At 63.8% G+C, this 25,201-nt stretch carries 26 protein-coding genes; 17 read left to right on the forward strand and 9 right to left on the reverse strand.

What is annotated here, in order from left to right; all coding sequences use genetic code 11:
- Nucleotides 1-41 precede the first annotated feature (41 nt).
- On the reverse strand, nucleotides 42-956 hold the full coding sequence (locus tag DDF70_RS10215; RefSeq protein WP_114944765.1) for a LysR family transcriptional regulator: 915 nt from the start codon (nucleotides 954-956) through the stop codon (nucleotides 42-44).
- 101 nt (nucleotides 957-1,057) lie between these two features.
- Between DDF70_RS10215 and DDF70_RS10220 the strand changes: the two genes are divergently transcribed.
- The 4 genes from DDF70_RS10220 (at nucleotide 1,058) to DDF70_RS10235 (ending at nucleotide 3,838) form a co-directional block, all read left to right on the forward strand.
- Entirely contained in the window at nucleotides 1,058-1,492 is a 435-nt protein-coding gene (locus DDF70_RS10220) for a DoxX family protein (RefSeq protein ID WP_114944766.1), read from the forward strand.
- A gap of 9 nt (nucleotides 1,493-1,501) precedes the next feature.
- A complete protein-coding gene (locus tag DDF70_RS10225) occupies nucleotides 1,502-2,029 on the forward strand; it encodes a VOC family protein (RefSeq protein ID WP_114944767.1) in 528 nt (175 codons plus the stop codon).
- Nucleotides 2,030-2,084: 55 nt separating this feature from the next.
- Nucleotides 2,085-2,519: a large conductance mechanosensitive channel protein MscL gene (gene mscL / locus DDF70_RS10230; RefSeq protein ID WP_114944768.1), complete on the forward strand. Its 435-nt coding sequence runs from the start codon at nucleotides 2,085-2,087 to the stop codon at nucleotides 2,517-2,519.
- A 116-nt stretch (nucleotides 2,520-2,635) separates the two neighbouring features.
- Complete coding sequence (locus tag DDF70_RS10235; RefSeq protein WP_114944769.1) at nucleotides 2,636-3,838, forward strand: pyridoxal phosphate-dependent aminotransferase; 1,203 nt, start codon at nucleotides 2,636-2,638, stop codon at nucleotides 3,836-3,838.
- Nucleotides 3,839-3,852: 14 nt separating this feature from the next.
- Here DDF70_RS10235 and DDF70_RS10240 read toward each other — a convergent pair whose 3' ends face one another.
- The gene (locus DDF70_RS10240; RefSeq protein WP_114944770.1) at nucleotides 3,853-4,317 is read right to left on the reverse strand and encodes an RbsD/FucU family protein; all 465 of its coding nucleotides are present in this window, start codon (nucleotides 4,315-4,317) and stop codon (nucleotides 3,853-3,855) included.
- Between the two features lie 159 nt (nucleotides 4,318-4,476).
- On the opposite strand from DDF70_RS10240, the gene DDF70_RS10245 reads away from it, so the two are divergent.
- Nucleotides 4,477-5,526 (forward strand): AbrB family transcriptional regulator, encoded by a 1,050-nt coding sequence (locus tag DDF70_RS10245; protein WP_114944771.1) that lies wholly within the window; start codon nucleotides 4,477-4,479, stop codon nucleotides 5,524-5,526.
- A 3-nt stretch (nucleotides 5,527-5,529) separates the two neighbouring features.
- Here the strand turns inward: DDF70_RS10245 and DDF70_RS10250 are convergent, their stop codons facing one another.
- Nucleotides 5,530-6,402 (reverse strand): MurR/RpiR family transcriptional regulator, encoded by an 873-nt coding sequence (locus tag DDF70_RS10250; protein WP_114944772.1) that lies wholly within the window; start codon nucleotides 6,400-6,402, stop codon nucleotides 5,530-5,532.
- Between the two features lie 138 nt (nucleotides 6,403-6,540).
- Between DDF70_RS10250 and DDF70_RS10255 the strand changes: the two genes are divergently transcribed.
- The 5 genes from DDF70_RS10255 (at nucleotide 6,541) to DDF70_RS10275 (ending at nucleotide 13,129) form a co-directional block, all read left to right on the forward strand.
- Entirely contained in the window at nucleotides 6,541-7,329 is a 789-nt protein-coding gene (locus DDF70_RS10255) for an N-formylglutamate amidohydrolase (protein WP_114944773.1), read from the forward strand.
- Between the two features lie 63 nt (nucleotides 7,330-7,392).
- Nucleotides 7,393-8,928: an amino acid permease gene (locus tag DDF70_RS10260; protein ID WP_114944774.1), complete on the forward strand. Its 1,536-nt coding sequence runs from the start codon at nucleotides 7,393-7,395 to the stop codon at nucleotides 8,926-8,928.
- A gap of 191 nt (nucleotides 8,929-9,119) precedes the next feature.
- Nucleotides 9,120-10,490, forward strand: coding sequence for a glutamine synthetase family protein (locus tag DDF70_RS10265; RefSeq protein WP_114944775.1), 1,371 nt, complete (start codon nucleotides 9,120-9,122; stop codon nucleotides 10,488-10,490).
- 72 nt (nucleotides 10,491-10,562) lie between these two features.
- On the forward strand, nucleotides 10,563-11,954 hold the full coding sequence (locus DDF70_RS10270; RefSeq protein ID WP_114944776.1) for an aldehyde dehydrogenase family protein: 1,392 nt from the start codon (nucleotides 10,563-10,565) through the stop codon (nucleotides 11,952-11,954).
- 11 nt (nucleotides 11,955-11,965) lie between these two features.
- A complete protein-coding gene (locus DDF70_RS10275; protein ID WP_114944777.1) occupies nucleotides 11,966-13,129 on the forward strand; it encodes an iron-containing alcohol dehydrogenase in 1,164 nt (387 codons plus the stop codon).
- Between the two features lie 55 nt (nucleotides 13,130-13,184).
- Here the strand turns inward: DDF70_RS10275 and DDF70_RS10280 are convergent, their stop codons facing one another.
- Nucleotides 13,185-13,781: an NADPH-dependent FMN reductase gene (locus DDF70_RS10280; protein ID WP_114944778.1), complete on the reverse strand. Its 597-nt coding sequence runs from the start codon at nucleotides 13,779-13,781 to the stop codon at nucleotides 13,185-13,187.
- Nucleotides 13,782-13,884: 103 nt separating this feature from the next.
- Between DDF70_RS10280 and DDF70_RS10285 the strand changes: the two genes are divergently transcribed.
- Nucleotides 13,885-14,292: a winged helix-turn-helix transcriptional regulator gene (locus DDF70_RS10285; RefSeq protein ID WP_114944779.1), complete on the forward strand. Its 408-nt coding sequence runs from the start codon at nucleotides 13,885-13,887 to the stop codon at nucleotides 14,290-14,292.
- 254 nt (nucleotides 14,293-14,546) lie between these two features.
- Here the strand turns inward: DDF70_RS10285 and DDF70_RS10290 are convergent, their stop codons facing one another.
- Nucleotides 14,547-15,212 (reverse strand): HAD family hydrolase, encoded by a 666-nt coding sequence (locus DDF70_RS10290; protein ID WP_114944780.1) that lies wholly within the window; start codon nucleotides 15,210-15,212, stop codon nucleotides 14,547-14,549.
- Between the two features lie 179 nt (nucleotides 15,213-15,391).
- On the opposite strand from DDF70_RS10290, the gene DDF70_RS10295 reads away from it, so the two are divergent.
- A complete protein-coding gene (locus tag DDF70_RS10295; RefSeq protein WP_114944781.1) occupies nucleotides 15,392-16,159 on the forward strand; it encodes a potassium channel family protein in 768 nt (255 codons plus the stop codon).
- 96 nt (nucleotides 16,160-16,255) lie between these two features.
- On the opposite strand, the gene DDF70_RS10300 is transcribed toward DDF70_RS10295, so the two are convergent.
- From DDF70_RS10300 to DDF70_RS10315, 4 genes are all read right to left on the reverse strand, one after another.
- Entirely contained in the window at nucleotides 16,256-17,365 is a 1,110-nt protein-coding gene (locus DDF70_RS10300; RefSeq protein WP_114944874.1) for an ABC transporter ATP-binding protein, read from the reverse strand.
- Between the two features lie 5 nt (nucleotides 17,366-17,370).
- Nucleotides 17,371-19,560: an ABC transporter permease gene (locus DDF70_RS10305; RefSeq protein ID WP_114944782.1), complete on the reverse strand. Its 2,190-nt coding sequence runs from the start codon at nucleotides 19,558-19,560 to the stop codon at nucleotides 17,371-17,373.
- A 111-nt stretch (nucleotides 19,561-19,671) separates the two neighbouring features.
- Nucleotides 19,672-20,718: an ABC transporter substrate-binding protein gene (locus tag DDF70_RS10310; RefSeq protein WP_114944783.1), complete on the reverse strand. Its 1,047-nt coding sequence runs from the start codon at nucleotides 20,716-20,718 to the stop codon at nucleotides 19,672-19,674.
- A gap of 119 nt (nucleotides 20,719-20,837) precedes the next feature.
- Entirely contained in the window at nucleotides 20,838-21,632 is a 795-nt protein-coding gene (locus DDF70_RS10315; protein WP_114944875.1) for an inositol monophosphatase family protein, read from the reverse strand.
- Nucleotides 21,633-21,824: 192 nt separating this feature from the next.
- Here DDF70_RS10315 and DDF70_RS10320 point away from each other — a divergent pair, with 192 nt between their 5' ends.
- From DDF70_RS10320 to DDF70_RS10340, 5 genes are all read left to right on the forward strand, one after another.
- On the forward strand, nucleotides 21,825-22,271 hold the full coding sequence (locus DDF70_RS10320; RefSeq protein ID WP_114944784.1) for an NUDIX hydrolase: 447 nt from the start codon (nucleotides 21,825-21,827) through the stop codon (nucleotides 22,269-22,271).
- 113 nt (nucleotides 22,272-22,384) lie between these two features.
- Entirely contained in the window at nucleotides 22,385-23,557 is a 1,173-nt protein-coding gene (locus tag DDF70_RS10325; protein ID WP_114944785.1) for a zinc-dependent alcohol dehydrogenase, read from the forward strand.
- Nucleotides 23,558-23,568: 11 nt separating this feature from the next.
- Complete coding sequence (locus DDF70_RS10330) at nucleotides 23,569-24,144, forward strand: cyclase dehydrase (RefSeq protein WP_114944786.1); 576 nt, start codon at nucleotides 23,569-23,571, stop codon at nucleotides 24,142-24,144.
- A 9-nt stretch (nucleotides 24,145-24,153) separates the two neighbouring features.
- Nucleotides 24,154-24,603 (forward strand): DUF488 domain-containing protein, encoded by a 450-nt coding sequence (locus DDF70_RS10335; protein WP_114944787.1) that lies wholly within the window; start codon nucleotides 24,154-24,156, stop codon nucleotides 24,601-24,603.
- 27 nt (nucleotides 24,604-24,630) lie between these two features.
- A complete protein-coding gene (locus DDF70_RS10340; protein ID WP_114944788.1) occupies nucleotides 24,631-25,173 on the forward strand; it encodes an MOSC domain-containing protein in 543 nt (180 codons plus the stop codon).
- Nucleotides 25,174-25,201: the final 28 nt, after the last annotated feature.

The raw sequence follows: 25,201 nt of genomic DNA on the forward strand, positions 1-25,201 counted from the left end.
AGCTTTAGCGGGTTAAGGGGACGAAAGCCATGGCAGGGGCGTCACAGGTCCCGGTCCCATTCTGGCTCCGGCCCGAAGCGCTCGGCCAGGAATGCCACGAAGGCACGGACCTTGGCCGGAGCCTGGCGGCCCGAGGGCAGGACCGCATGGATGGCAGGTTCGTAAGTCGGATAGGCGGTCAGGACCGGAACGAGGCTACCTTCGCGCAGGCTGTCGCCGACGATGAAGGTGGGCTGGTAGATGAGCCCCTGTCCGGCGACGGCTGCGGCCAAGAGGGCGTCGCCGTTGTTGGCCCGAAGATTGCCCTGGATCGGCACTGCGATCTCGCCGTCGAGGCCGAAGGTCCAGCGGCTCGCCCCGATGGCGCTCGGCAGGGTATAGCCGAGGCAGTTGTGCCGGGCGAGATCCTCCAGGGCTTGCGGAGTGCCATGGGCTTTCAGGTAGGCCGGGGAGGCGCAGACGATGGTGCGGCAGGCGGCGAGTCGCCGTGCCACGAGGCTCGAATCCTTCAGGCGGCCGATCCGGATCGCCAGATCCCATCCTTCCTCGATAAGATCGACATAGCGGTCCGCGAGCCCCAGGTCGAACGAGACGGCGGGGTAATGCCGGCTGAATTCCGTGAGGGCCGGGACGACCTGCCGGAAACCGAAGGTGAGAGGAACGTTGAGCCGCAGCGTTCCACGGGGCTCGATGCGGTCGAGGCTGGCTGAGGCTTCCGCCTCCTCGATCTCGGCGAGGATCCGCTCGCAGGCGGCGAGATAGGCCCGGCCCTCTTCGGTCAGCACCAGCTTGCGGGTGGAGCGGTGCAGCAGCTTGACCCCGAGCCGCTCTTCGAGGGCGGCCACGTGCTTCGTCACCATGGTCTGCGACAGATGAAGCGCCCGTGCCGCGGCCGAGAAGCTCCCGAGGGTGGCGACGCGAACGAAGACCTGCATGCCGGTGACGCGGTCGAGCATGGCGTGATCTCACTCTCCAGGTGTGAAGTAATATTCCGGTAGCGGGATTATCACATTCTTGGTTTGAGGTCATATGGAAGGCTCACTTTAGGAGATCCTCCATGATCGATACCCGTACCGCTCCCTACGCCGCCCTGGTCCTGCGCATCACGCTCGGCCTCGTGTTCCTCGCCCATGCAGGCTTGAAGGTCTTCGTGTTCACGCCGGCCGGCGCGGCCCAGTTCTTCGGCAGCCTCGGCCTGCCTCCGGCCTTGGCCTACCTGACCATCGCGGCGGAAACCGCCGGTGGCATCGCGCTCATCCTCGGGTTCTTCACCCGCTGGGTCTCGCTCGCCCTGATCCCGATCCTGCTCGGCGCCATCGCGTTCGTTCATGGTCCGGCCGGCTTCTTCTTCAACAATCCGAACGGCGGCTGGGAATATCTCGCGTTCTGGATCGCGGCGCTCGTGGCGCAGGCTCTTCTGGGCGACGGCGCTCTTGCGGTGCGGACCGGATCGGCGAAGACTGCTCCCTCGTTTTCCCCGCGCTCAGCCTGAGGCACGCTCATGGTCAAGCCCATTCCCCAGGATGCCACCGGTGCGCCGGTGGCCCGTCCCATCGATCCCGGCGTCAGGATCGGGCATGTTCACCTGAAGGTGGCCGACCTCGACCGCGCGCTCGCCTTCTATTGCGGCGTGCTCGGCTTCGAGCTGATCCAGCGCTACGGAACCCAGGCCGCCTTCATCTCGGCGGGCGGTTACCATCACCACATCGGCCTCAACACCTGGGAGAGCAAGGGCGGCTCCCCGCCGCCTCCCGGCACGACAGGGCTCTACCATGTGGCGATCCTCTACCCGACGCGGGCAGCCCTCGCGGATGCGCTCTACCGGCTGGCCGAAGCGGGCATCCCCCTGCAGGGCGCGAGCGATCATGGGGTGAGCGAGGCGCTTTACCTGAGCGATCCGGACGGCAACGGCATCGAGCTCTATGTCGACCGGCCGGAAGATCAGTGGCCCAGAACCGCCAATGGCGAGCTTGCCATGGTCACGCAGCGCCTCGACCTGCAGGATCTTCTGGCGGCGCGTAAAGCTTGACGGAATTCCCAGATCGGGCAGCTTAAGCTTGAGAGCAAGCGAAAGAGGTCCGGTCATGTGGAATGAATTCAAGCAATTCGCCCTGCGCGGCAACGTGGTCGATCTCGCCATCGGCATCATCATCGGTGCCGCCTTCGGCAGGATCGTGGATTCCCTCGTCGGTGACATCTTCATGCCGATCATCGGGGCCGTCACCGGCGGCCTCGACTTCTCGAACCACTTCACGGCCCTGTCGGGCAACGTCACGGCCGGATCCCTCGACGAGGCCAAGAAGCAGGGCGCCGTGCTCGGCTGGGGCAACTTCATCACGGTCGCCATCAACTTCGCCATCATTGCCTGGATCCTCTTCCTCCTGGTCAAGGGCATGAACCGCCTGCGCCGCACGGAGGATGCGAAGACCGGCACGGCCGACAAACCGGCGGAGATCCCCGCCGACGTGAAGCTGCTGACGGAAATCCGCGATCTCCTGAAGGCGGGCCGGACGACCTGACACCCATCACAGGTTTCGATCGGATCCTTCGTCTTTTGTCATGATACCTATTCCGGACTTGCCTTGAGAGGGTGAACGGGCCATGCCTGTTCGTGTCTTTCCAAGGAAGTCCTCCCATGAATGTGTCAGTGCCGGTTCCGTCCGTTCTCAACCTGCGCCCGGAGGCGGAGCAAGCGCCGACGAGCGGGATCGTCGACGTGTTCAGCTACGGTCGTCTGAAGCCCGGCATCATCCCGCTCTGGGTCGGGGAGGGCGACCTGCCGACGCCATCCTTCATCTGCGAGGCCGCGGCCCAGTCGCTCGCGAAAGGCGAGACCTTCTACACCTACCAGCGCGGCATTCCGGAGCTCCGCCAGGCCATTGCCGGCTACCATGAGCGGGTCTACCGCAAGGCCTTCGATCCGGAGAGGTTCTTCGTGACCTCCGGCGGCATGCCGGCCATGCAGATCGCCTTCCGAATGCTGGCCGGCAACGGCGACGAGGTTCTGGTTCCCACGCCGGCCTGGCCGAACTTCGCCGGCGCGATCACCATTGCCGGCGCGCGTCCCGTCGCCGTGCCGATGACCATCGATGGACAAGGCTGGCATCTCGATTTCGAGCGGCTCGAACAGGCGATTACGCCGCGCACCCGCGTGCTCGTCATCAACTCGCCATCCAATCCAACCGGCTGGGTCGCGACCCATGCCGACCTGCGCGCCGCGCTGGAACTCGCCCGGCGGAATGGGCTCTGGATCGTGGCGGATGAGATCTATGGCCGCTTCGTTCACGATCCGGCGCTGACGGTCGATGGGCGCACACCGTCCTTCCGCGACGTGATGGAGCCGGAGGACAAGATCGTCTTCGTCCAGACGTTCTCGAAGAACTGGGCGATGACCGGCTGGCGCCTCGGCTGGCTGGAGGCGCCGCCCTCCCTCGGGCAGGTGATCGAGAACCTCGTGCAGTACCAGACCTCCGGCACGCCGGTCTTCATCCAGCGCGCGGGCGTGGCGGCCATCGAGCAGGGCGAGGACTTCCTGGCCGATCAGATCGCCAAGGCCCGTTACGGCCGCGAGGTGGTCGGGTGTCTGGCAGAGACCGGCCTCGTGGAGCTGCCGCCGCCGAGCGGCGCCTTCTATGCCTTCCTGAAGATCAAGGGCGCGACGAATTCGAAGGACATCGCCTTCCGGCTCATCGACGAGGCGAATGTCGGCCTCGCGCCGGGCTCCGCCTTCGGGGAGGCCGGCGAGGGCTACCTGCGCCTGTGCTACCTGCGCAAGCAAGAGGACGTAGAGGAGGCGGTCCGCCGCATCAGCGAAGCCCTGCCGAGGCTCGTGGCCTGATGAGATGATCCTGCCTATGGAGGCGGGATCACACCCTTCTTGAGGATGAAGCAGCCATAGAAGCGGCGCTCGCCGGTCGCGACGATTGCATAGGCCTTCTTCGCGCGCTCGTAGAACGCGAAGCGTTCGACCGACCCCATTGGCCAGCTGTCTCGCCCGGCGTCGCGGCGCGCGACCGCGTCGATCTCTTCTTGAGCTTCCTGCTGAATGGCCGGAAGCTCGTCGGGATTGCCGACGACCTCCATGCGCTCTGCGGGATATTCGACGAAGCTGTCGAGGGGCATCAGCGACAGGACGGCGCGGATGGCGCGCGGCGAGCCGATGTTGTCCATGCGGATCACCCGGCCGTAGGTGGTCTGGCGCGCGATGGAATCGGCGGGGAAATTGGCATCGCAGATCACGAGATCGTCGCCGTGTCCCATGGCCTGGAGCACATACAAAAGATCCGCATTGAGCGCCGGGTCGATTCCGTGCAGCACCGTTTTCTCCCTTGTCGTGTTCGACTGAGCGCAATCTCAGCAGGCTTTTGCGATCTCCGCAACGCTTCGCCTCGGCACGGGCAGACCTTGACCGCATGGCATGCGCGCATCCTGGGCATTTGACGTAAGCGCAAACGCCGTCCATTGAGCTGGACCGTGATGCGTCTCATCCTCGCCCATCTCGTACAGATCCTGGTTGCCGCTCTCGGTGGGCTCCTCTTCTACTGGCTCGGCATTCCGGCCGCATGGCTGTCGGGTTCCGCCATCGCGGCAACGCTCTGGGGCCTGACCGGCTGGGCCGTGCCCCTGCCGAAGGCGCTGGCCGATGCCGCCATGCTCACCTCGGGCGCCGCCATGGGCGCGGCGGTGACGCCCGCCGCCATCGAGGCCATGGGGCGTTACCCGGGCAGTCTCATCCTGCTGGTCCTCGGTATCGTGGCCATTTCCACCACATCGAGCGCCTGGCTGGTGCGCATGTCCGGCTGGCGCAAGGCCGATGCGGTGCTGGCCTCCGTTCCTGGCGCGCTGTCCACCGTTCTGGCCGTGGCAGCAGACCGGAAGGCGGAGGTGGCGTCCATCGCCATCGTGCAGAACTTTCGGCTCTTCGTGCTGATCGCGTTGCTGCCGAGTCTCGTCGTCATGACCGGAGGAGGGGGAAACACGGGTGCGCTGGTCGGTGCAGGGCTTCCCGTCGAGAGCCCGGAAGGCATGGCCTTCATCCTGCTTGGCGGGCTTGTGCTGGGGACGGTGTTCAAGAAGCTGAAGGTGGCCGCTCCGATCCTGCTCGGCGCCACAATCGTCAGTTCCGTCAGCCACGGCACCGAGTTCGTGACCGGCGTCATCCCCCCGGCGATCGCCACGGGCGGCCTCGTGCTGATCGGGCTCTTCATCGCCGACCGGTTCCGCAATCTTCAGCGCTCGACCCTCAGGAGAGCGCTCGTGTCGGCGATCGGCTCCTTCACGGTCGGCATGGTGGTGGCGGCCGTCTTCGCCGCCGTCGCCGCCTGGCTCGCCGGGGTCAGTTTCGCCAACGGTCTCGTGGCCTTCGCGCCGGGCGGGTTGGAAGCCATGACCGTGCTGGCCCTGATCCTCGGACTCGACCCGCTCTATGTGGGCATCCACCACCTCGTCCGTTTCCTGGGGATCGGACTCGTCCTGCCGTTCCTCATCGGCTGGCTGCAAAGAAACCGGCCGGAGGCCGCGGAATAGGCCTTAAGGCTTTTCGCCCCGCAACCGCTCGACCGCCTCCATGCGCGGCTTGGCGGTCTCCCACAGGTGCTTGGTGACCGCCGCGATGAGCGCCTCGGTCAGCAGAAGAAGGCCCGCCGAGGAGTCCCAGTTCGAAGGCGCCACGATATGGGCCGGCAGGACGTGACGGGCGACGCGGGCGATGGGCGAGAGCCAGGGATCGGTCAGAAGAACGACGGTCGCGCCCTGCTTCGCGGCCGTTTCGCAAAGGGCCGTCACGTCTTCCTGGTAACGGCGGATGTCGAAGGCGACGATGACGTCCTTCTTGCCGATCTCGATCATCCTGTCGCGCCAGAGGGCAGGCTGCCCTTCGATGAAATCCACATGCCCGCGCACGATGCGGAGATGGCTTTCGGCGTAGCGCGCGAGCGCTCCGGTGAAGCGTCCGCCCGTGAAATGGATCCGCCGGCGCGGGTCGCCGAGCAGGCACACCACCGCGTCGAACTCGGCCGGCGCGATGTTCTCCACCGTCGCCCGCAAATTGCCGATCACCGCCTCGGCAAAAGAAGCCAGGGCAGGGGCGCCTTTGCCCTCGTCGGAGGGGCTTGCCTTGGCCAGCGGGGAGAGCAGCTGCGCCTCCAATTCCTCCCGCAGGTGCTTCTGGAAGTCCGGAAAGCCGTTGAAGCCCAGACGGATGACGAAACGTAATGCCGAGGGTGCGGAAATGCCGGCCCGGGACGCGAATTCCGCCACCGTATCGAGGCCCGCAAAGGGATAATGGCTGAGCAGAAGGTGCGCGGCCTTTTTCTCGCTGAGCGTGAAGCTGTCCATGTCGAGGCGAATGCGTTCGGCCAGACTTGGCGGAGCTGCGGGCGGAATGGCGTTGGCAGAGTTCATGTTGGAATGTTTCGTTTCCCCACCTTGACGGTTGTTAAAAGCTGTATCAAAAATTTCATAGAATAAAAATCATCAAGAAACGTATTAAGCGTTCAAACGAGGGCGATCACCTGCATCCTGCAGGCAACGGAGGGCCGCATGGCGCATGCGAGTCGGACGGCAGTCGGTGAGAGACACGCCGCACAGGCGGTGGAGCCGGTTGCAGCCATTGAGAACCCGCGAGGGCGCTCGCCGATCCTGCTCATTTGCGAACATGCCTCCAATCATCTGCCGGCCCGCTATGGCACCCTGGGGCTTGGGCCCGCCGAACTCGAGAGCCACATTGCCTGGGACCCCGGCGCGCTCGGCGTGGCGAAGGAACTCTCGCGCCTGCTCGATGCGCCGCTGATTCATGCCACCGTGTCGCGCCTCGTCCTCGATCTCAATCGCGAGCCATCTGCGCCGGATTCGATCTGGACGCTCAGCGAGCGTACCAAGATCCCCGGCAACCTCGATCTCGACGAGACGGAGCGGGCGACCCGCGTGCGCGAGGTGTACGATGCGTTTCACGGCGCCGTTGATGCCTTCGCCGATTCCCGCAAGGCGGCAGGGCAGCTGACCACCATCGTCTCAATCCATTCCTTCACGCCTGTCTACCGTGACGTGCCACGCCCCTGGCAGATCGGCCTGATCTTCGACCGCGACGAGCGCTATGCGCGCAGCGTCGAGGCCGGGTTGAAGCAGGATCCGGCGCTCGTCGTCGGCATGAACGAACCCTATTCACCGGCGGATCGGGTGTTCCACACCCTCGAGCGCCACGCCGAGAGGCGCGGCCTTCCCCCGCTGATGATCGAAATCCGCAACGACCTGATTCGCACACAAGACGAACAGGCGTCGTGGGCTCGCCGTCTCGCGCCGCTTTTGAGGGAGGGGGCACGGACGCTCTGATGACGGGCATGGCGCGTCATGCGCCCTGACCCGAAAGGCAGAACTTCTTGGAGGATCAACTCGATGTCAGTCGGACAAGGAAGTACAGGAGTGCATGCCCCGCCGACCGGAGTGCAGGGCGCCGCCGGCATTACCTACACCACGGTGGATGAAAGCTATTTCGAAGCACGGCGTCTCAAGCGTCATGCCCGTGTCTGGTCGCTCTGGGCGCTCGGCGTCGGGGCCGTAATCTCGGGCCATTATTCCGGGTGGAACCTGGGCCTCACCAACGGCTTCGGCGCGATGTTCTTCGCGACCATCATCATCGCCATCATGTATCTGGGCCTCACCTTCTCGCTCGCCGAGATGTCGCCGGCCCTGCCGCATACGGGCGGCGCCTACTCGTTCGCGCGCACCTCCATGGGACCTTGGGCGGGCTACATCACGGGCATCGCGGAGAACATCGAGTTCGTGCTCACTCCGGCCGTGATCGTATTCTTCATCGGCTCGTACCTGTCGGCGATCTTCGATACGTCGCCGGCCTTCCAGCCGGTCTACTGGGTTCTGTGCTACGCCTTGTTCGTTGGCCTCAACATCATCGGCGTCGAGCTCTCGTTCAAGGTCACCGTCGGGGTGACCCTGGCGGCACTCGCGGTGCTCGCCTTCTTCTATGTGTCGGTGCTGCTCTCCGGCCAGTTCGATTTCTCCCGCTGGGCGCTGAACATCGGTCCGGACGGAGCTGAACTGCCGAATGGCGGCGGCCCGTTCCTGCCCATGGGCGTGGGCAGCATCCTGGCATCGTTGCCCTTCGCGGTCTGGCTGTTTCTCGCCATCGAGCAGCTGCCGCTCGCGGCCGAGGAATCGCACGACCCGCAGAAGGACATGCCCAAGGGCATTATTGCCGGCATCCTGACCTTGATCGCCTCCGCGTTCCTCGTGCTCTTCCTGAACACGGGCATCGCGCCCGGCGCCGCAGGCCTGGGCAAGTCCGGCGAGCCGCTGCTCGACGGCTTCCGCACCCTGTTCGGCACCGACATCGCCAAAATCCTGGCGGCGGTCGCGGTGATCGGGCTGATTGCGTCGTTCCACACCATCATCTTCGCCTTCGGGCGGCAGATCTACTCGCTGTCGCGGGCGGGATATTTCCCGAGTTTCCTGTCAGTCACGCACGGCGAGCGAAAGACGCCGCACGTGGCGCTGATCGCGGGCGCCGTGCTCGGCCTCCTGGTGATGCTGATCATCTGGTTCGCCCGTGGCGCCGAGGCGGGGGCGACCGTGATCGGCGGCACGCTGCTCAACATGGCGGTCGCCGGCGCGATGCTGGCCTACTTCATGCAGGGCATGTCCTACATCGTCCTCAAGAGGAAGTTCCCGAGCTTGCACCGGCCCTATCGGAGCCCCTTCGGGATCGCGGGAGCCGTGACCTGCATGGTCATCGCGGCGGTGACGCTCTACTTCCAGCTCACCGACTCGGTCTTCCAGACGGCCGTCATCGGTGTGGCCATCTACTATTCCGTGATGATGGCCTACTTCCTGATCATCGGGCGCCACAAGCTCATCCTCTCGCCGGAGGAGGAGTTCGCTCTCACCAAGGGCGAGGCGGAATACAAGACGTACTAGCGCATCGTGCGGACCCAGAGGGCCGCGTCAGCGAAAAGTGGATCCGGTTTTCCGCCAAAGCGATGCGCCAATGAATAGATGAGCATCGGATCAATCCCAAAAGTGCAAGTCCACTTTTGGGTCTGATGCTCGAACGAACCCAAGGGGGCGCGGCTGACGCGCTCCCACCCTTTCTGTTCAAGGTATTTCGTATGGACGCTCCCAAGATCAAGAATGCCGCCGAGGCTGCGGAATACGTGCGCAGCCGCGACCTTCCCTTCGTGAAGGTCGGCGTGACCGATGTCGACGGCATCATGCGCGGCAAGTACATGGCCCGCGACAAGTTCGAATCCGCTCTCGAGAAGGGCTTCGGCTTCTGCGACGTGGTGCTGGGTTGGGATTCCAACGATCAGCTCTACGACAACACCAAGCTCACCGGATGGCACACGGCCTATCCGGATGCGCCGGTGCGGATCCTGCCGGAAACGATGCGGCTCATCCCCTTCGAGAACGATCTTCCGTTCTTCCTCGCCGAGTTCGACGGCTACGCGGAGGCCGCCTGTCCGCGCGGCGTGCTGCGCCGCGTGCTGAAGAAGGCAGAGGACATGGGCTTTGCCGTCTCGGCCGCCGCCGAGTTCGAGTTCTTCCTGTTCGAGGAAACTCCGCATTCCGTGCGCGAGAAGAACTATCGCGACCTGAAGAACATCACGCCGGGCTTCTTCGGCTATTCGGTGCTGCGCTCAGGCGTTCATGCGGATTTCTATCACGAACTTCTCGACCTTGCGAACAAGATGGATTTCGAGATCGAGGGGCTGCATACCGAGACCGGGCCCGGTGTTCTGGAAGCCGCGATCCGCGTCGACGACGCGCTGAAGGCGGCCGACAAGGCGGCCCTGTTCAAGACCTACACCAAGATCCTCGCGCAGCGTCGCGGCTGGATGGCGACGTTCATGGCCAAGTGGTCGCGCGACTGGCCCGGCCAGTCCGGCCATCTGCACGCTTCCTTACGCGATCTTCGCACCGGCAAAGGCACATTCTACGATGCGAACGGCAAGCATTCGATGTCGGAGACCATGCGCTGGTTCGTCGGCGGCCAGCAGAAGCTGATGCCCGAGATCCTCGCCATGGTGGCCTGCACGGTGAATAGCTACACGCGGCTCATCCCGGGCTTCTGGGCTCCGACGGATTCTGCCTGGGGCGTGGAGAACCGCACCACGGCCCTGCGCGTCATTCCCGGCTCCGAGAAATCGCAGCGCGTGGAATACCGGGTCGCGGCCGCCGACATCAATCCATATATCGCGCTCGCGGCCGCCATCGGTTCGGGCCTGTGGGGCATCGAGAACCGGATCGACCCCGGCGAGCCGATCGAGGGCAACGCCTATGCGGTGGAGCACCCGAAGGAGCGGGCTCTGCCACGTTCGCTGGGCGAGGCGGCCGAGCGCCTGAAGGGCTCGCAGGCGGCCCGCCAGCTCTTCGGCGATACCTTCGTCGACCATTACGCGGCCACGCGCGAATGGGAGGAGAGGGAAGCCCGCAAGGCCATCACGGATTGGCAGCTCGCCCGTTACTTCGAGATCATCTAAAAGACTCAATCAGACACAAGCACAGGAGAAGGCCATGGCTCCCACGGGCCTTGGTCTTTCGGACATCACATCATGGCTGATACCGATATCGTCTGCATTTCCCCCATCGACGGGCGCGAGCTCGTCCGACGTCCCATCATGTCCGAGGCCGCCATCGATGCGGCAATTCGGGCTGCCCGTGATGCCCAGAAGGCCTGGCGTAACGTGCCGCTCGCCGAGCGGTCCGCCCGGGTTTCCGCCTTCCTCGATGCGCTGCTCGCCATGAACCAGGAAGTGGTGCCGGAAATCGCCCAGCAGATGGGCCGTCCGGTGCGCTACGGCGGCGAGTTCCGCGGGGTCGAGGAGCGCGCGCGCTACATGATCTCGATCGCCGAGAAGAGCCTTGGGCCCATTCCGGCCGACGATGAGAAACCGGGCTTCCGCCGCATGATCAAGCGCGAGCCCGTGGGGCTCGTTCTCGTCATCGCGCCCTGGAACTATCCCTATCTTACGGCGATCAACACCATCGTGCCGGCGCTCATGGCCGGCAACGCGGTGCTGCTGAAGCACGCGTCGCAGACGGTGCTCGCCGGCGAGCGCTTCCAGATGGCGATGGACCGCGCCGGCCTGCCGAAGGGCCTGTTCCAGAATCTGCATCTCAGCCATGACCAGACGAGCCGCATCCTCGGCGGCGGCTTCGTGGACCACTGCAACTTCACCGGGTCCGTCGGCGGCGGGCGCGCCATCGAACGCGCGGCGGCCGGCACCTTCACGTCGCTGGGCCTTGAGCTCGGCGGCAAGGATCCGGCCTATGTGCGCGAGGACGCCAATATCGACCACGCGATCGAGAACCTCGTCGATGGTGCGTTCTTCAATTCCGGTCAGTGCTGCTGCGGCATCGAGCGCATCTATGTGCACGAAAAGCACTACGACCGCTTCGTCGAAGGTGCTGTCGATCTGGTGAACAAATACGTGCTCGGCAACCCGCTGGAGGAGGCGACGACCCTCGGTCCGATGGCGCATAAGCGCTTCGCCGATCTCGTGCGTCAGCAGAACGCGGAAGCCGTGGCGAAAGGCGCGAAGGCGCATATCGACGCGAAGAAGTTCCCTGCTGATGTCGGCAACAGCGCCTATCTCGCCCCGCAGGTGCTCACCCATGTAGACCACTCCATGAGCGTGATGCGCGAGGAGAGCTTCGGCCCGACCGTCGGCATCATGAAGGTGAAGGGTGACGAGGAGGCGATCCGCCTCATGAACGATTCGCCTTACGGTCTTTCCGCCGCGATCTGGACCTCCGACGTCGACGCCGCCGAGGCCATCGGCGAGAGGCTGGAGACCGGCACCGTCTTCATGAACCGCTGCGATTATCTCGATCCCGCGCTCGCCTGGACGGGCGTGAAGGATACGGGCCGCGGCGCGAGCCTGTCACGTCTCGCTTACGAGTCGCTCACCCGTCCGAAATCCTACCACCTCCGTCAGATCTGATTGAAGGCATCATGACCACGTCTCCCCGCTCCAACTGGAACTACCCCACAGCTGTGCGCTTCGGCGCAGGCCGCATCGCTGAACTGGCCGAGGCCTGCAGGGCCGTCGGCATGCAGGCGCCGTTGATCGTGACCGATCCGTTTCTCGCCACTCAAGCCATGACGAAGGCAGCGCTCGATCAGCTGACGAGTGCCGGTCTCAGGGCCGCGATCTTCTCGGACATCAAGCCGAACCCGGTCGAGACCAATGTCTACAAGGGCCTCGAAGTTCTGCGCTCCGGCAAGCATGACGGCGTCGTCGCCTTCGGCGGCGGCTCGGCGCTCGACGCGGGCAAGGTCATCGCCTTCATGGCGGGCCAGACCCGGCCCATGTGGGATTTCGAGGATATCGGCGACTGGTGGACGAGAGCGGATCCCAAGGGAATCCTGCCGATCATCGCCGTACCGACGACGGCAGGCACGGGCTCGGAAGTGGGGCGCGCCGGCGTCATCACCCAGGAGGCGACGCACACCAAGAAGGTGATCTTCCATCCGCTCATGATGCCCAAGATCGTGATCTGCGATCCGGAGCTGACGGTGGGCATGCCGCCGCACATCACGGCCGGCACGGGGCTCGATGCGCTCGCGCATTGCATCGAGGCCTATTGCGCGCCGGGCTATCACCCGATGGCCGACGGCATCGCGGTGGAGGGCATCCGCCTCGTCAAGGAATACCTGCCGCGCGCCTACAAGGACGGCCGGGATATCGAAGCCCGCGCGCAGATGATGTCGGCCGCCGCCATGGGCGCCACTGCGTTCCAGAAGGGGCTCGGCGCGATTCATGCCCTCTCGCATCCGACCGGCGCGCTCTACGACACGCATCACGGCCTGACCAATGCGGTCTTCATGCCCTATGTGCTGGTCTATAACCGCAAGGCCATCGAGAGCAGGATCGAACGTCTTGCCGCCTATATCGGCCTAGAACCCTCGTTCCAGGCGTTCCTGGACTGGGTGCTGCAGCTGCGCAAGGATCTCGGCGTGCCGCACACGCTGGAGGGGCTGAAGGTCGATGCGGCGCGCTTCGACGAGATGTCCGAGATGGCGCCGAACGATCCCACCGCAGGCGGCAACCCGGTTCCGATCACCAAGGAGAGTTCCCGCAAGCTCTTCGAGGATGCGCTGGCAGGACGGCTTTGATCCCTCGACCGTGAATGAAAAGGCACCGCTGCGACGAACAGCGGTGCCTTTTGTTTTAGGCCGCAGCCTTCAGGGGAGTCTTGCGCTCGGCCCGGAGCGACTTGAGGGCTTCCGTCCAGCGGAAGAGTTCGTCGAGCATCGTGGCCGCCGAGGTCTTGTAGATGTCGGGAGCATTGAGATCGCCGTTCTCGTCCAGATGCTGGAACACCATCGGCATGGGCACGCCTTCCGGGATCGGCATCATCTTGAAGGTGGCGAGGATCTGCTTGGTCACCTGAACCGAACGCAGGCCGCCGGAAATGCCGCCGTAGCTCACGAAGCCGACGGGCGTATATTGCCATTCGGCCACAAGGTAGTTCAGTGCGTTGAGGAGGGAGGGCGGCGGGCCGTAATTATATTCGGGCGTCACGAACACGAAGGCATCGGCCGAAGCCACGCTCTCGCTCCAGGCCTTGGTGTGGGCATGGTGGTAGTTGCGCAGGCGCGGATGCTCAGGCTCGTCGAAGACCGGCAGGTTGAAATCCGCCAGATCCACCAGGACCGGATCGAACTTGCCGTGCTCGGCGGCGAAGTCGTTAAACCACTTCGCGATGCCGGGTCCGACCCGGCCAGGACGGGTGCTGGCAATGATCGTGTGAAGCTTGGGAGCCATCTTATCTCCTGAATTTGCAACGGTGGGACACAGGTATTAAGTTCCCTTTTGTAACCGAGGCTCATTAAGTAACTTCCCGAGCGTCATGCAAGGAGGCACTTTCATGTCACCCAGTCACATCCATGTGCCTGCCGATTGCGGGACCGTGACCGAAATCCTGTCGCGCGTCGGCGACAAATGGAGCGTCCAGGTCGTGGTCCAGCTGGGCGGAGGTCCTAAGAGATTCAATGAGTTACGCCGCATTGTCAGCGGAATCTCGCAAAGGATGCTCACCCTGACCTTGCGCGGATTGGAGCGTGACGGGCTCGTGACGCGCACCGTCTACCCGACCATTCCGCCCCGCGTGGATTACCAGCTCACAGGGCTGGGTTGCTCCCTGCTCAGGACTGTTCGGGGTTTGGGCGATTGGGCGATCGCGAACCGGGAGGAGATCCTGGCCGCCCGGCGCCGCTTCGATGCGGGTGGAGCCGACGATCACGGGACCGAGCCGAAGCATTCCGATGCAGCTTGATCGGCCGATCCAATGCTCCGTTCTATAAGTGCCGTGTCGTTCGGCGTGGTCTCCTCTGTCGACATGATGCGCTAGGTCTCGGCATTCCGCTCCAGCCACGTGACGGCAAAGGAGCAGATGGAGTCTGCGGCGACGCCAAGATCGATGAGATCGTCCTTCAGGGAGGCGCGGGTGTGAAACGAAGGCGTGAGACCAACCAAGCACTCAGGGTCGCGAGGCCTGACAACGGTGTCAATCGTCAGCCCTGTGCAAGATCATGAGCTGGCGCCGGCCCTATGCTCCAGGATTTCCCAGAGGGCCCGGTCGTGGAAGGTCACGATGGCACCGTCGGCGCCGATCTCCTGCATCTCGTCGGCGGTCAGGCCGGTCAGGACACCGAAAGAGAACAGGCCCGCCGCCTTGGCGGCCCTCATACCTGACGGAGAATCCTCGAAGGCGATTGCCTCATCGGCCTGAATGCCGAGCCGCTCAAGGGCCGTGAGATAGGGCAGGGGATCGGGTTTGCCGCGCTCCACCTCTTCGATGGTAATCTCAACCTTGAACCGCCCGGCCAGTCCTAGGACCTCCAGCATGTGATCCGCATTGAGACGCGGTGCATTTGTGACGAGAGCGATCTTGATGCCGCGTTCCTCCGCCCAGTCCAGCAGGTCGAGGAGCCCCTCCAGCGGCCTGAGGTTCTGGGCCATGCGGCGGAAGGTGGCCTCTTTCTCGTCCGCATAGGCTTCATGTTGCTCGACAGGGAGATGAGGCAGGAGCGTGGCGAAGATCGCCTCGTTGGTACGCCCGATGATCTTGGAGCGGTAGACCTCCTCGGTGATCGAGACGCCCTGGTCTTTCAGAACCTCGGCAAAGGCTTCCAGATGCACGGGATCGCTGTGCACCAATGTTCCATCCATATCGAAGATCAGGGCTTTAAGCATGGGAACGTCTCTCAAGAATGTCGGGCCTCGTGGCAATGGAATAGACCGCTCCGCTCTGGAAGGCACCCCGTTGGAATTGCAGCCCAGCTCTATAGATAATCGAAGGCCAATGAAACTGTATAAAGCGTGATCCCACCGATGGTTCGCATCCTTTCCTGCCTCATCGACGAGATGTCCAGATGCGGGTGATCGACAAGCTCCGGCTTCTCTATGAAGGCGACACGCCGGAGGCGCACCAGTTCCGCTACGGCCTTCTGGTATTCGACGTTGCCGCGATCCTCTTCATCGTCCTGACATCCTTCCTGCCGCGCTCCCCGGCCTTCGAGTGGATGGACGTGATCATCGGCCTGATCGTTCTGGCCGATTTCGTCGCCCGGATCGTCATCAGCCGGACACCCTGGCGGGACCTGGCCCATCCGACGACGCTGGCGGACGTTGCGGCCATCGTGTCCTTTCTCGCTCCGGTGGTCGGAGAGGGCATCGGGTTCCTGCGGATCCTGCGCACGCTTCGCCTGCTGAGAACCTATCAGCTGCTTGCCCGCCTGCGGTCCGACAGCGTCTTCTTCCGGCGCAACGAGGACCTGATTATCGCTGCCGTTAATCTCTGCGTCTTCATCTTCGTCATGACCGGCTTCGTCTACGAGACGCAGCGCTGGACGAACACGAAAATCGGCAACTACATCGATGCGCTGTATTTCACCATTGCGGCGCTGACCACCACCGGCTTCGGCGACATCACGCTGACCGGGACGCTGGGACACCTGATCTCCGTCATCATCATGATCTTCGGCGTCACGCTTTTCCTACGTCTCGTGCAGGTGCTGCTCAGGCCCGACAAGGTCCGTTTCCCGTGTCCCGTATGCGCCTTGCAGCGGCACGACAGGGATGCAGTGCACTGCAAGGCCTGCGGCACGGTCCTCAACATTCCGGACGATGGGGCGATCTGAGGGCGTTGAAGCATCGGATGTGAACATCCGATGCTTTAAGCTTTTTGCTTTCGCGCATCGAGCGCAAAACCGGTTCCCACTTTTGCGCTTGATGCGTTACGCATTCGGAACGATGGCGACGCCGCGCTGGTTGGCGAACGAGATCGACACCGGAGTGCCCGGCGCAATCGGTTCCTTGCGTCCGTATTGCACCACGAACAGGTCCCCGATGGCGCTGTCCACCTCGTATTCCACCTGGGTGCCGAGGTAAGAGGCCTTCCGCACCGTGCCGGTCAGTGCACCGGAAGTCGTCGCTGCCGTCTCGTCGAGGAAGATGGCATCGGGCCGCACGGCGAGCTTGACGGCGCCGTGGCCGGCATTCCTGTGCGGGAGCTGGAGGCTCACATTGCCGATCTTCACCTGGGCCGTCGGCCCGGCAACGCTCACGAGATCGCCCGAGATGATGTTGGCGTCGCCGATGAAGTCGGCCACGAAGAGATCGGCCGGTTCCTCGTAGAGTTCACGCGGCGTGCCGGTCTGGGCAATGCGGGCGTTCGACATCACGATGATGTGGTCGGATACGGCAAGCGCCTCCTCCTGGTCGTGCGTCACATAAGCGACGGTGAGATTGAGGCTCTGCTGCAATTCACGGATGTCCTCGCGCACGCGGCGGCGCAGCTTCGCATCGAGGTTCGACAAGGGCTCGTCGAACAGGAGGACCTGCGGTTCCAGCACGAGGGCGCGGGCCACGGCCACGCGCTGCTGCTGTCCGCCAGACAACTCGGACGGTGCGCGCTTCTCCAGGCCCTTGAGGCCGATCAGGGACAGCTTCTCCATGGCCATCTCGTTGGCATCCTTCTTCGAGGCGCCCTGCACGGAAGGTCCATAGGCGACGTTCTCCAGCACCGACATGTGCGGGAAGAGCGCGTAGGACTGGAACACCATGCTCACGTCGCGATCCGCGGCGGAGAGGTTCGTCACGTCGCGTCCGCCGATCAGGATCTGGCCTTCGCTCGCCATTTCGAGCCCTGCGATCATGCGCAAGGTCGTGGTCTTGCCGCAGCCGGAGGGTCCGAGAAGGGTCACGAGCTGACCCGGTTCGATGGTGAAGGAGACGTTGTCCACCGCCGTGACGCTGCCATAGCGCTTCGTCACGTTGCGGAACTGAACCGAAGCCGCCTGCTTCTTGGACGTCCCGGGCCGGGACAGCGAGTGGACGGAAGACATCTTGTTCATGGGATAGCCTGCACGGCAACGGGGGAGGAGGCGGTGCTCGCGCTGCGGCGCCCGAGGCGCCGCTCGCCGACAGCCAGCTGGATCGCCGCGATGGCGACCAGCATGACGAGGATGAGCACGGTGGAATAGGCGATCGCAAGGCCGAACTCGCCGGCCTCGACGCGACCGACGATATAGGTCGTCGCCATGTTGTACTCGGCGGTGACGAGGAAGATCACGGCACTCACGGCGGTCATGGCGCGGACGAAGGAATAGACCAGTGAGGCGACGATGGCCGGCCGCAGCAGCGGCAGCACCACGCGGCGCATGGTGGTCGACGAGCGGGCTCCCAGGGTCAACGAGGCCTCGTCGAGGCTCTTGTCGATTTGGCTCAGGGTGGCGATGCCCGAGCGCACGCCCACCGGCATGTTGCGGAACACGAAGCACATCACGAGGATGAAGCCCGTTCCGGTGATCTCGATGGGCGGCACGTTGAAGGCCAGGATATACGACACGCCCACGACCGTTCCGGGAATCGCAAAGCTCAGAAGCGTACCGAACTCGAAGGCGCGCTGCCCGGAAAAGCGCTGGCGGGTGAGCAGATAGGCGGTGAGCAGGCCGATGGCGGCCGTCAGCGGTGCCGAGAGCGCGGCCACTTTCACGGTGGCGAAGAAGGAGTTCCAGGCGGAACCCGAGAAGTAGAAGCCCCAATCGGCGCGCTCGACTCGGAAGGCGGTGACGAAGTGCTCGAAGGTCGGCGTGTAGTCCCGGCCCATGGAGCGCACGAAGGCGCCGACCACGATGATCGCATAGATGGCGACCGTGAAGATCGCCCAGGGAAGGGCCGTGAGATAGGAGGCGAGCGCCACCCGCCGTGGAAGTGGGAGGGGAATGCCGGCATCGCCCTTGCCCGTGACGGTCGTGTAGACCTTCTTGCCGAGCCAGGCGTGCTGGAGCCAGAAGGCTCCCAGGGTGAACGCCAGCAGGATGATGGACAGAACGGCCGCGCGGCCCTGGTCCTGCTGCGCGCCGACGACGGCGAAGAAGATCTTGGTGGAGAGCACTTCGTAGTTGCCGCCGAGCACCAGCGGATTGCCGAAATCGGCGAGGCTTTCCACGAAGCCGAGGAGGAAGGCGTTGGCGAGGCCCGGACGCATGAGCGGCAGCGTCACGGTCCAGAAGGTCGTCCAGCTCTTGGCACGCAAGGTCTGCGAGGCTTCCTCGAGCGTCGGGCTGATGCCCTGCACCACGCCGATGAGAACCAGGAACGCAATCGGCGTGAAGGCGAGAAGCTGCGCGATGAAAACGCCGGGAAGCCCATAGATCCAGCGCGAGCGCGGCACGCCGAACCATTCCCACAGCACGGCCGAGAGAGCTCCGGAACGGCCGAAGAGCAGGATCAGGGCCAGGCCGATCACGAAAGGCGGCGTGATGATGGGCAGAACGCTCATCAGGCGCAGGAGCCTCTTGAACCGGAAGCCGGTGCGGGTCGCGATCAACGCGAAGGCAAGGCCGAGAGCCGTGGTGCCGACGCCCACAAGCAGCCCGAGAAAGAGCGTGTTCCATGCCACGCCGCAACGCAGGTCGCTCGTCACGCAATCCAGGCCCCAGATCGAACGGTCCAGGAATTTCGCGAAGAACTCGTAAGGGGCGAAATTGCCGTCGTTGTCGGCAAAGGCGCTCCCAAGGATGGTCGTCACCGGGAAGAACACGAAGACGATGATCAGCGCGATGACGACGCCGATGGACGAGGTGACGAACGCATCGCCCCGGCACCAGCCATGGGCCGCAAGTCCATGGCACAGGATGATGAGGAAAGCGGTCGCCGTCAGGGCGGCGCCATAACCCATGCCGGCCTGGCTGGGGCCCGGTGCGCCAAAGAGGTTGCGAAGGATGTCCACCGTCCATCCGTTGAGGCCGATGGAGAAGCCCTGGAGAACGATGAGAGCAAGGCCGAGAATTCCCGAGGCGATGAGCCAGTTGCCCTTGCTTTCCGCCGATGGACGGATCACCGGAATCAGGGCCAGGCACAGGGGCGCCAGGATCGGCAGGAGCCACCACGCACCCTTGAGACCATGGATCAGAGCCGAGCCGCTGACGAAATAATCGGCAAGGGTGGGGATGGCATTACGGTCGAAGCCGTACCAGGGCAGGAGGGCAAAGCCGACCCAGCCCAGAACGATCCAGCCAAGGGTTGCCCGTGACATCTTCTGTTCTCGCTTCAAGGCCGGTTCGATGCCCGGCCCTCGTATGATCAGGGTATCGATGCACCACGGCGAAGCGGCTTGCCGCTTCGCCGTGGTTCGTTGTGTGTCCGACTATTTCGGCAGGTTCTTCACGTCGTTGTCCCACTTGGACAGGAGGCGCTTGCGTTCGGCCGAGGAGCCATATTTGGCGAAGTCGAAATTGATCAGCTTGATGTCGTTGAGCTTGGGTGCCTGCGGCGGGATCGGCGTGGTCTTGTTCGACGGCACCTGATAGGACTTCGCTTCCGCGCCGAGCTTCTGCGCATCGGCGGTGAGCGCCCAGTCATAGAACTTCTTGGCGTTGTCCAGGTTCTTGGCCCCCTTGATGATCGACATGGAGCCGATCTCGTAGCCCGTGCCCTCGCAGGGAGCGACCACCTTCACGGGCGCCTTGTCGACGACCATCGTGACTATGTCGTGCATGAAGGCGATGCCGGCGGTCGTCTCTCCAAGCGCCATGGCCTTGGCCGGTGCCGCGCCCGACTTGGTGTACTGATTGACGTTCTTGTGTAGGGCCTTGAGGTACTCGAAGCCTTTGTCCTCACCCATGATCTGCACGATGGTGGCGAGAAGCGTGTAGGCGGTGCCGGAGGAGTTGGGATCCGCGACCTGCACTTCATCCTTCAACTCGGGCTTCAGGAGATCCGCCCAGCATTTCGGCTCGCCGATCTTCTTCGATTGGGCGAGTTCGGTGTTGTAGCCGAAGCCGAGTGCGCCGGAATAGATGCCGACGGTGCGGCCCTTGGACTGCTCCCACTGGCGCACGGCCCAGTCCTGAAGCTCGCCCATCTTCGGCGACTTGTACTCCTCGGTGATGCCTTCTTCCGCCGCCTGCATGTGCGGGTCGCCCGTTCCGCCCCACCAGATGTCGGCGCGGGGATTGGCGGCTTCCGCCTTGACCTGGGCATAGACCTCGCCCGCGCTCTTGCGGGTCATGGAAACCTTGATGCCGGTCTCGCGCTCGAAGGCGGTCGTCATGGCGCGGCACCATTCTTCCTGCACGCCGCAATACATGACCAGCGCGCCCTGCGCCTGAGCCGCGCCTGCCGACATGAAGGACAGGGCCGCCATGGAACCTGCCAGCATGGTTGCCGCAGCGATAGTCTTCTTCATCTTCATACGATCCTCCCAAGATGACGTTCTTGTTATTGGTTGGTCGGCTAAGCTCTCCCCAATGAGACGGCAGGTCAAGTGCCTAGCCCGTGCAGCAAATGTGAATCTTTAGAATAAGATGCCTCTCATGGCTCCTTGGCGATTCCCGTTGCCCGGGTGAGCGCATCGGCCAGTTCCGGCGTGCAGGCCAGAATGGGATTGCCCTTCCTGAGGCCGTCCTTGGCCAGGAAGTTGTTGGTCCAGCCGCCCGCTTCCTCGATGATCAGGAGCCCGGCCAGAGCATCCCAGGAATTGATGTGCAGCTCGCAATAGGCATCGATGCGACCGTCCGCGACATAAGCCAGGCCGAGCGTTCCCGATCCCGCACGGCGCACATTGGCGCCGGCCGTCTTCAGCTTGTCGACGACGGCCACATAAGGCTCCGGCGGCAGGCGCGACGACCAGCCTGCTTCAACGGTCGCCTGGTTCATCTGGGCCAGCCCGCTCACCTGGATCGGCTCCCCGTTGAGGATGGCGCCTCGTCCACGCTGAGCCGTGTAGAGTTCGGCATGCATCACATCATAGATCACGCCGATCTCGACCCTGCCTTCGCGCGCGAAGGCGATGGAAATGGCAAAATGGGGGATTCCACGGGCGAAGTTCGCGGTGCCGTCGATGGGATCCACCACCCAGACGTCGCGCTCGAAGGAGCCGCCGCCTTCTTCGCCAAAGAAGGAATCGGCGGGAAACAACTCACTCAGGCGGCTGCGGATCAGCTCCTCGACTTCTGCATCGGTCGCCGTCAGAAAGTCCTGCGGGCCCTTGAAATCGGGCCGTTGCGAGCGCGGCCGTTCCAGAAAGCGCTTGCGCGCCAGGACGCCTGCCTCGCGGGCGATGGCGCAGGCTGCGGCAAACCTCATGTCCAGGCTGTCTGTCGTCATCGAGGAGGCGTCCTTCTGGATCAAAATCGGGCTGTCCATTGTTATGAAGCCGTCATGGATTCTTGAGAGAATTGAGATTCGTCCGAGGCCAAAGGCCGAGGGCGGTCACAGTTTTCTCAAATTGATCCTTTCTTAGCCGGCTCAAATCATCTACGTTACAAACTATCCTGTTAGGAATCCTACTCTCGTCGAATGCCCCAGACACCAAAAGAAGAACTCAGCCAGATTGCAGCACTTCCTTTCCGGATCAGAGACGGCAAAGTCGAGGTGCTCCTCGTCACGTCCCGCGAGACCAAGCGCTGGCTCATTCCGAAGGGGTGGCCGATGAAAGGCAAGAAGCCCCACAAGGCGGCCGCGCAGGAGGCCGAGGAAGAGGCCGGCGTGAAGGGTGAGATCCGGAGCAAGCCTCTCGGCTTCTACAATTACTGGAAGCGTCGCGCCGCCCATTTCGATCTGTGCCGCGTGGACGTCTATCCGCTCGAGGTCTCGAAGCAGCTGAAGTCATGGCGCGAAAAGGGGCAGCGCCAAGCCCGATGGTTCGAGGTCGAGGAGGCGGCCCATCAGGTGCTGGAACCCGCCCTGGCCGAACTCATCCGCAGTTTGCCGGAGCATGTCCAAATCCTCGCAGCGGCTGAGTAGCGGCAGAATTTGCCGCCCATCTGGGAACGCAAAGCCCCTCAAGAAGTCTTTCCACTGACGAATGCGGTCAAGCGGCGGAGTTTGGCCATCTTCAGGCATGTGAGGAGATTTCGATGAAGGCGCTCGTTTGGCATGGCACCACCGACATCCGTTGCGATTCGGTTCCCGATCCGCAGATCGAGCATCCGCGCGACGCGATCATCAAGGTGACGAGCTGCGCCATCTGCGGTTCGGATCTCCACCTCTACGACCATTTCATGCCGGGAATGAAATCCGGCGACATCATGGGCCACGAGACCATGGGCGAAGTCGTCGAGGTCGGCTCCGAGACCAAAGGCAAGCTGAAGGTCGGCGACCGGGTGGTGATCCCCTTCACGATCATCTGCGGCGAGTGCGAGCAGTGCAAGCGCGGCAATTTCTCTGTCTGCGAGCGGACCAACCGCAACGGCCACATCGCCGCCAAGGCCTTCGGCCACACGACGGCAGGTCTCTTCGGCTATACCCATCTGACCGGCGGCTATCCTGGCGGGCAGGCCGAGTATCTCCGGGTGCCGTTCGCCGATACCACCCACATCAAGGTGCCGGACGGCATTCCCGACGAAAAGCTCCTCTTCCTCAGCGACATCTTCCCCACGGGCTGGCAGGCGGCCGTCCAGTGCGACATCCAGCCGACCGACACGGTCGCCATCTGGGGCGCAGGTCCAGTCGGCCAGATGGCGATCCGCAGCGCCATTCTTCTCGGCGCCAAGCAGGTGATCGTGATCGATCGGATTCCCGAGCGCCTCGCCATGGCAGAGGCGGGCGGCGCCATCACGATCAATTTCGACGAGGAGAGCGTGATCGAGTGCCTCAACGAACTCACCAACGGCAAGGGGCCCGAGAAATGTATCGACGCGGTCGGCATGGAAGCGCATGCCGCCGGCACGGTCGATGCCATGTACGATCGGGTCAAGCAGGCGGCCATGATGGAGACGGACCGTCCGCACGTGCTGCGCGAGATGGCCTATGTCTGCCGTCCCGCCGGAACGCTGTCGGTGCCCGGTGTCTATGGCGGCCTGCTCGACAAGATTCCGTTCGGGGCCATCATGAACAAGGGCCTGACCATCCGCACCGGCCAGACCCATGTGAACCGCTGGACCGACGATCTCCTGCGCCGCATCGAGGACGGTCAGATCGATCCGTCCTTCGTCATCACCCATACGGTGTCCCTCGATGAGGGACCGGACATGTACAAGGTCTTCCGCGACAAGCAGGACGGCTGCATCAAGGTCGTCATCAAACCCTGACAGGTGAGATCATGCGCTACGAAACCGAAAGAACGCGCCGCCGTGGTCACGCCGACACGGCAACCGACACCCTGGCCCGTGGGCTCGGGTTGTTCTCCATCGCGCTCGGCATCGCCCAAATCGCCGCGCCCCGTACGCTGGCGCGCGCGCTCGGCATGAAAGGCCAGGAAGGACTGATCGCCGGCTATGGCATGCGCGAGATCGCCACCGGCATCGGCATTCTCGCCTCGAAGGATCCGACGCCCTGGATCTGGGGCCGCGTCGCCGGCGACGGGCTCGACCTTGCAACGCTGGCGACGGCCCTTGAAGGGAACAACCCGAACAAGGGCAATGTCGGCATCGCCATGGCGGCCGTGGCGGGCGTGACGGCGCTCGATGTCTATTGCGCCCAGACCCTGAGCCGGGAGAGCCCGCATCCGCTGCCGCCGATGCAGGATTATTCGAACCGCACAGGCTATCCGCGCGGAATCGAGCAGAGCCACGGCGCTGCCAGCGACTTCGAGGTGCCGCGGGACTTCCGCACGCCTGAGGCGCTGCGCCCCTATATGCAACCGGAACCGGCTCGACATCCGCAGCCGTCCATGTAACGTCGCGGAATGGCAAAGCCCCAGGTTTTCACGATCGGATACGAGGGAGCGGACGTGGACCGCTTCCTCACCACCTTGAAGGATGCAGGAGTCGCAACGCTCGCGGACGTGCGGGCGGTCGCGCTCTCGCGCAAGCGGGGCTTCTCCAAGTCCGCCCTGCGCGATGCCCTGACAAACCAGGGCATTGGCTATCAGCATTTCATCAAGCTCGGAACGCCGAAGGAGGGGCGCCAGGCGGCCCGCGCCGGGGACGGCGAGCTGATGCGCCGGATCTATTGCAACGAGGTTCTGGCGACCGAACCGGCCCAAGAGGCTTTCCGAGAGCTGGAATCTCTGGCGCAGGCCCAGCCCATCTGCCTCCTCTGCTTCGAGCGCGACCCCACCAATTGCCATCGCCGCGTTCTGGCGCAGCGTCTCGCCGAGAAAGGCTTCGAGACGGTGGATCTGACCGTCCTCTGAGGCTACAAGACGGGCCAGGGGGCAGTCATGCAGGCAATCGTCACGGCAGTGAGCAGCAGCTCCAGCCACAGCTTCAGCAAACCCAACCGGGACGTCATCCGGCTTCTGGCAGGTCTCGGCGTCGAGGGCGACGCTCACCTCGGCACGACCGTCAAGCACCGCTCACGGGTGGCCAAGGACCCCAGCCAGCCGAACCTGCGGCAGGTTCATGTGATCCATGCGGAACTGCACGATGAGCTGCGGGAGGCGGGTTTCGATGTGTCCGCCGGCGACTTGGGCGAGAACGTCACCACGCGCGGCATCGATCTGCTCGGCCTGCCCGTAGGCGCACGCCTTCGCCTCGGTCCGAGCGCCATGATCGAAGTGACGGGACTGCGTAACCCTTGCGTCCAGATCGACCGTTTCCAGAAAGGCCTCATGAAGGCGGTGCTCGGCAAGGACGAGCATGGAAATCTCGTCCGCAAGTCCGGCATCATGGCGATCGTCCTCGAAGGCGGCGAGGTGAAATCGGGAGACGCCATCCGGGTGGAACTGCCGTCGGGGCCACACCGTCCGCTGGAAGTCGTGTAAGGCACAGAATACGCTGGAACCAATGTGC

This window comes from Microvirga calopogonii, from assembly GCF_003347665.1.
GTDB lineage: Bacteria > Pseudomonadota > Alphaproteobacteria > Rhizobiales > Beijerinckiaceae > Microvirga > Microvirga calopogonii.

Excerpts from the sequence above, each read along its gene's own strand:
- DDF70_RS10215 (WP_114944765.1), bottom strand. The coding sequence starts at position 956 with ATGCTCGACCGCGTCACCGGCATGCAGGTCTTCGTTCGCGTCGCCACC.
- DDF70_RS10220 (WP_114944766.1), top strand. The coding sequence starts at position 1,058 with ATGATCGATACCCGTACCGCTCCCTACGCCGCCCTGGTCCTGCGCATC.
- DDF70_RS10225 (WP_114944767.1), top strand. The coding sequence starts at position 1,502 with ATGGTCAAGCCCATTCCCCAGGATGCCACCGGTGCGCCGGTGGCCCGT.
- mscL (WP_114944768.1), top strand. The coding sequence starts at position 2,085 with ATGTGGAATGAATTCAAGCAATTCGCCCTGCGCGGCAACGTGGTCGAT.
- DDF70_RS10235 (WP_114944769.1), top strand. The coding sequence starts at position 2,636 with ATGAATGTGTCAGTGCCGGTTCCGTCCGTTCTCAACCTGCGCCCGGAG.
- DDF70_RS10245 (WP_114944771.1), top strand. The coding sequence starts at position 4,477 with ATGCGTCTCATCCTCGCCCATCTCGTACAGATCCTGGTTGCCGCTCTC.
- DDF70_RS10250 (WP_114944772.1), bottom strand. The coding sequence starts at position 6,402 with ATGAACTCTGCCAACGCCATTCCGCCCGCAGCTCCGCCAAGTCTGGCC.
- DDF70_RS10255 (WP_114944773.1), top strand. The coding sequence starts at position 6,541 with ATGGCGCATGCGAGTCGGACGGCAGTCGGTGAGAGACACGCCGCACAG.
- DDF70_RS10260 (WP_114944774.1), top strand. The coding sequence starts at position 7,393 with ATGTCAGTCGGACAAGGAAGTACAGGAGTGCATGCCCCGCCGACCGGA.
- DDF70_RS10265 (WP_114944775.1), top strand. The coding sequence starts at position 9,120 with ATGGACGCTCCCAAGATCAAGAATGCCGCCGAGGCTGCGGAATACGTG.
- DDF70_RS10270 (WP_114944776.1), top strand. The coding sequence starts at position 10,563 with ATGGCTGATACCGATATCGTCTGCATTTCCCCCATCGACGGGCGCGAG.
- DDF70_RS10275 (WP_114944777.1), top strand. The coding sequence starts at position 11,966 with ATGACCACGTCTCCCCGCTCCAACTGGAACTACCCCACAGCTGTGCGC.
- DDF70_RS10280 (WP_114944778.1), bottom strand. The coding sequence starts at position 13,781 with ATGGCTCCCAAGCTTCACACGATCATTGCCAGCACCCGTCCTGGCCGG.
- DDF70_RS10285 (WP_114944779.1), top strand. The coding sequence starts at position 13,885 with ATGTCACCCAGTCACATCCATGTGCCTGCCGATTGCGGGACCGTGACC.
- DDF70_RS10290 (WP_114944780.1), bottom strand. The coding sequence starts at position 15,212 with ATGCTTAAAGCCCTGATCTTCGATATGGATGGAACATTGGTGCACAGC.
- DDF70_RS10295 (WP_114944781.1), top strand. The coding sequence starts at position 15,392 with ATGCGGGTGATCGACAAGCTCCGGCTTCTCTATGAAGGCGACACGCCG.
- DDF70_RS10300 (WP_114944874.1), bottom strand. The coding sequence starts at position 17,365 with ATGTCTTCCGTCCACTCGCTGTCCCGGCCCGGGACGTCCAAGAAGCAG.
- DDF70_RS10305 (WP_114944782.1), bottom strand. The coding sequence starts at position 19,560 with ATGTCACGGGCAACCCTTGGCTGGATCGTTCTGGGCTGGGTCGGCTTT.
- DDF70_RS10310 (WP_114944783.1), bottom strand. The coding sequence starts at position 20,718 with ATGAAGATGAAGAAGACTATCGCTGCGGCAACCATGCTGGCAGGTTCC.
- DDF70_RS10315 (WP_114944875.1), bottom strand. The coding sequence starts at position 21,632 with ATGACGACAGACAGCCTGGACATGAGGTTTGCCGCAGCCTGCGCCATC.
- DDF70_RS10320 (WP_114944784.1), top strand. The coding sequence starts at position 21,825 with ATGCCCCAGACACCAAAAGAAGAACTCAGCCAGATTGCAGCACTTCCT.
- DDF70_RS10325 (WP_114944785.1), top strand. The coding sequence starts at position 22,385 with ATGAAGGCGCTCGTTTGGCATGGCACCACCGACATCCGTTGCGATTCG.
- DDF70_RS10330 (WP_114944786.1), top strand. The coding sequence starts at position 23,569 with ATGCGCTACGAAACCGAAAGAACGCGCCGCCGTGGTCACGCCGACACG.
- DDF70_RS10335 (WP_114944787.1), top strand. The coding sequence starts at position 24,154 with ATGGCAAAGCCCCAGGTTTTCACGATCGGATACGAGGGAGCGGACGTG.
- DDF70_RS10340 (WP_114944788.1), top strand. The coding sequence starts at position 24,631 with ATGCAGGCAATCGTCACGGCAGTGAGCAGCAGCTCCAGCCACAGCTTC.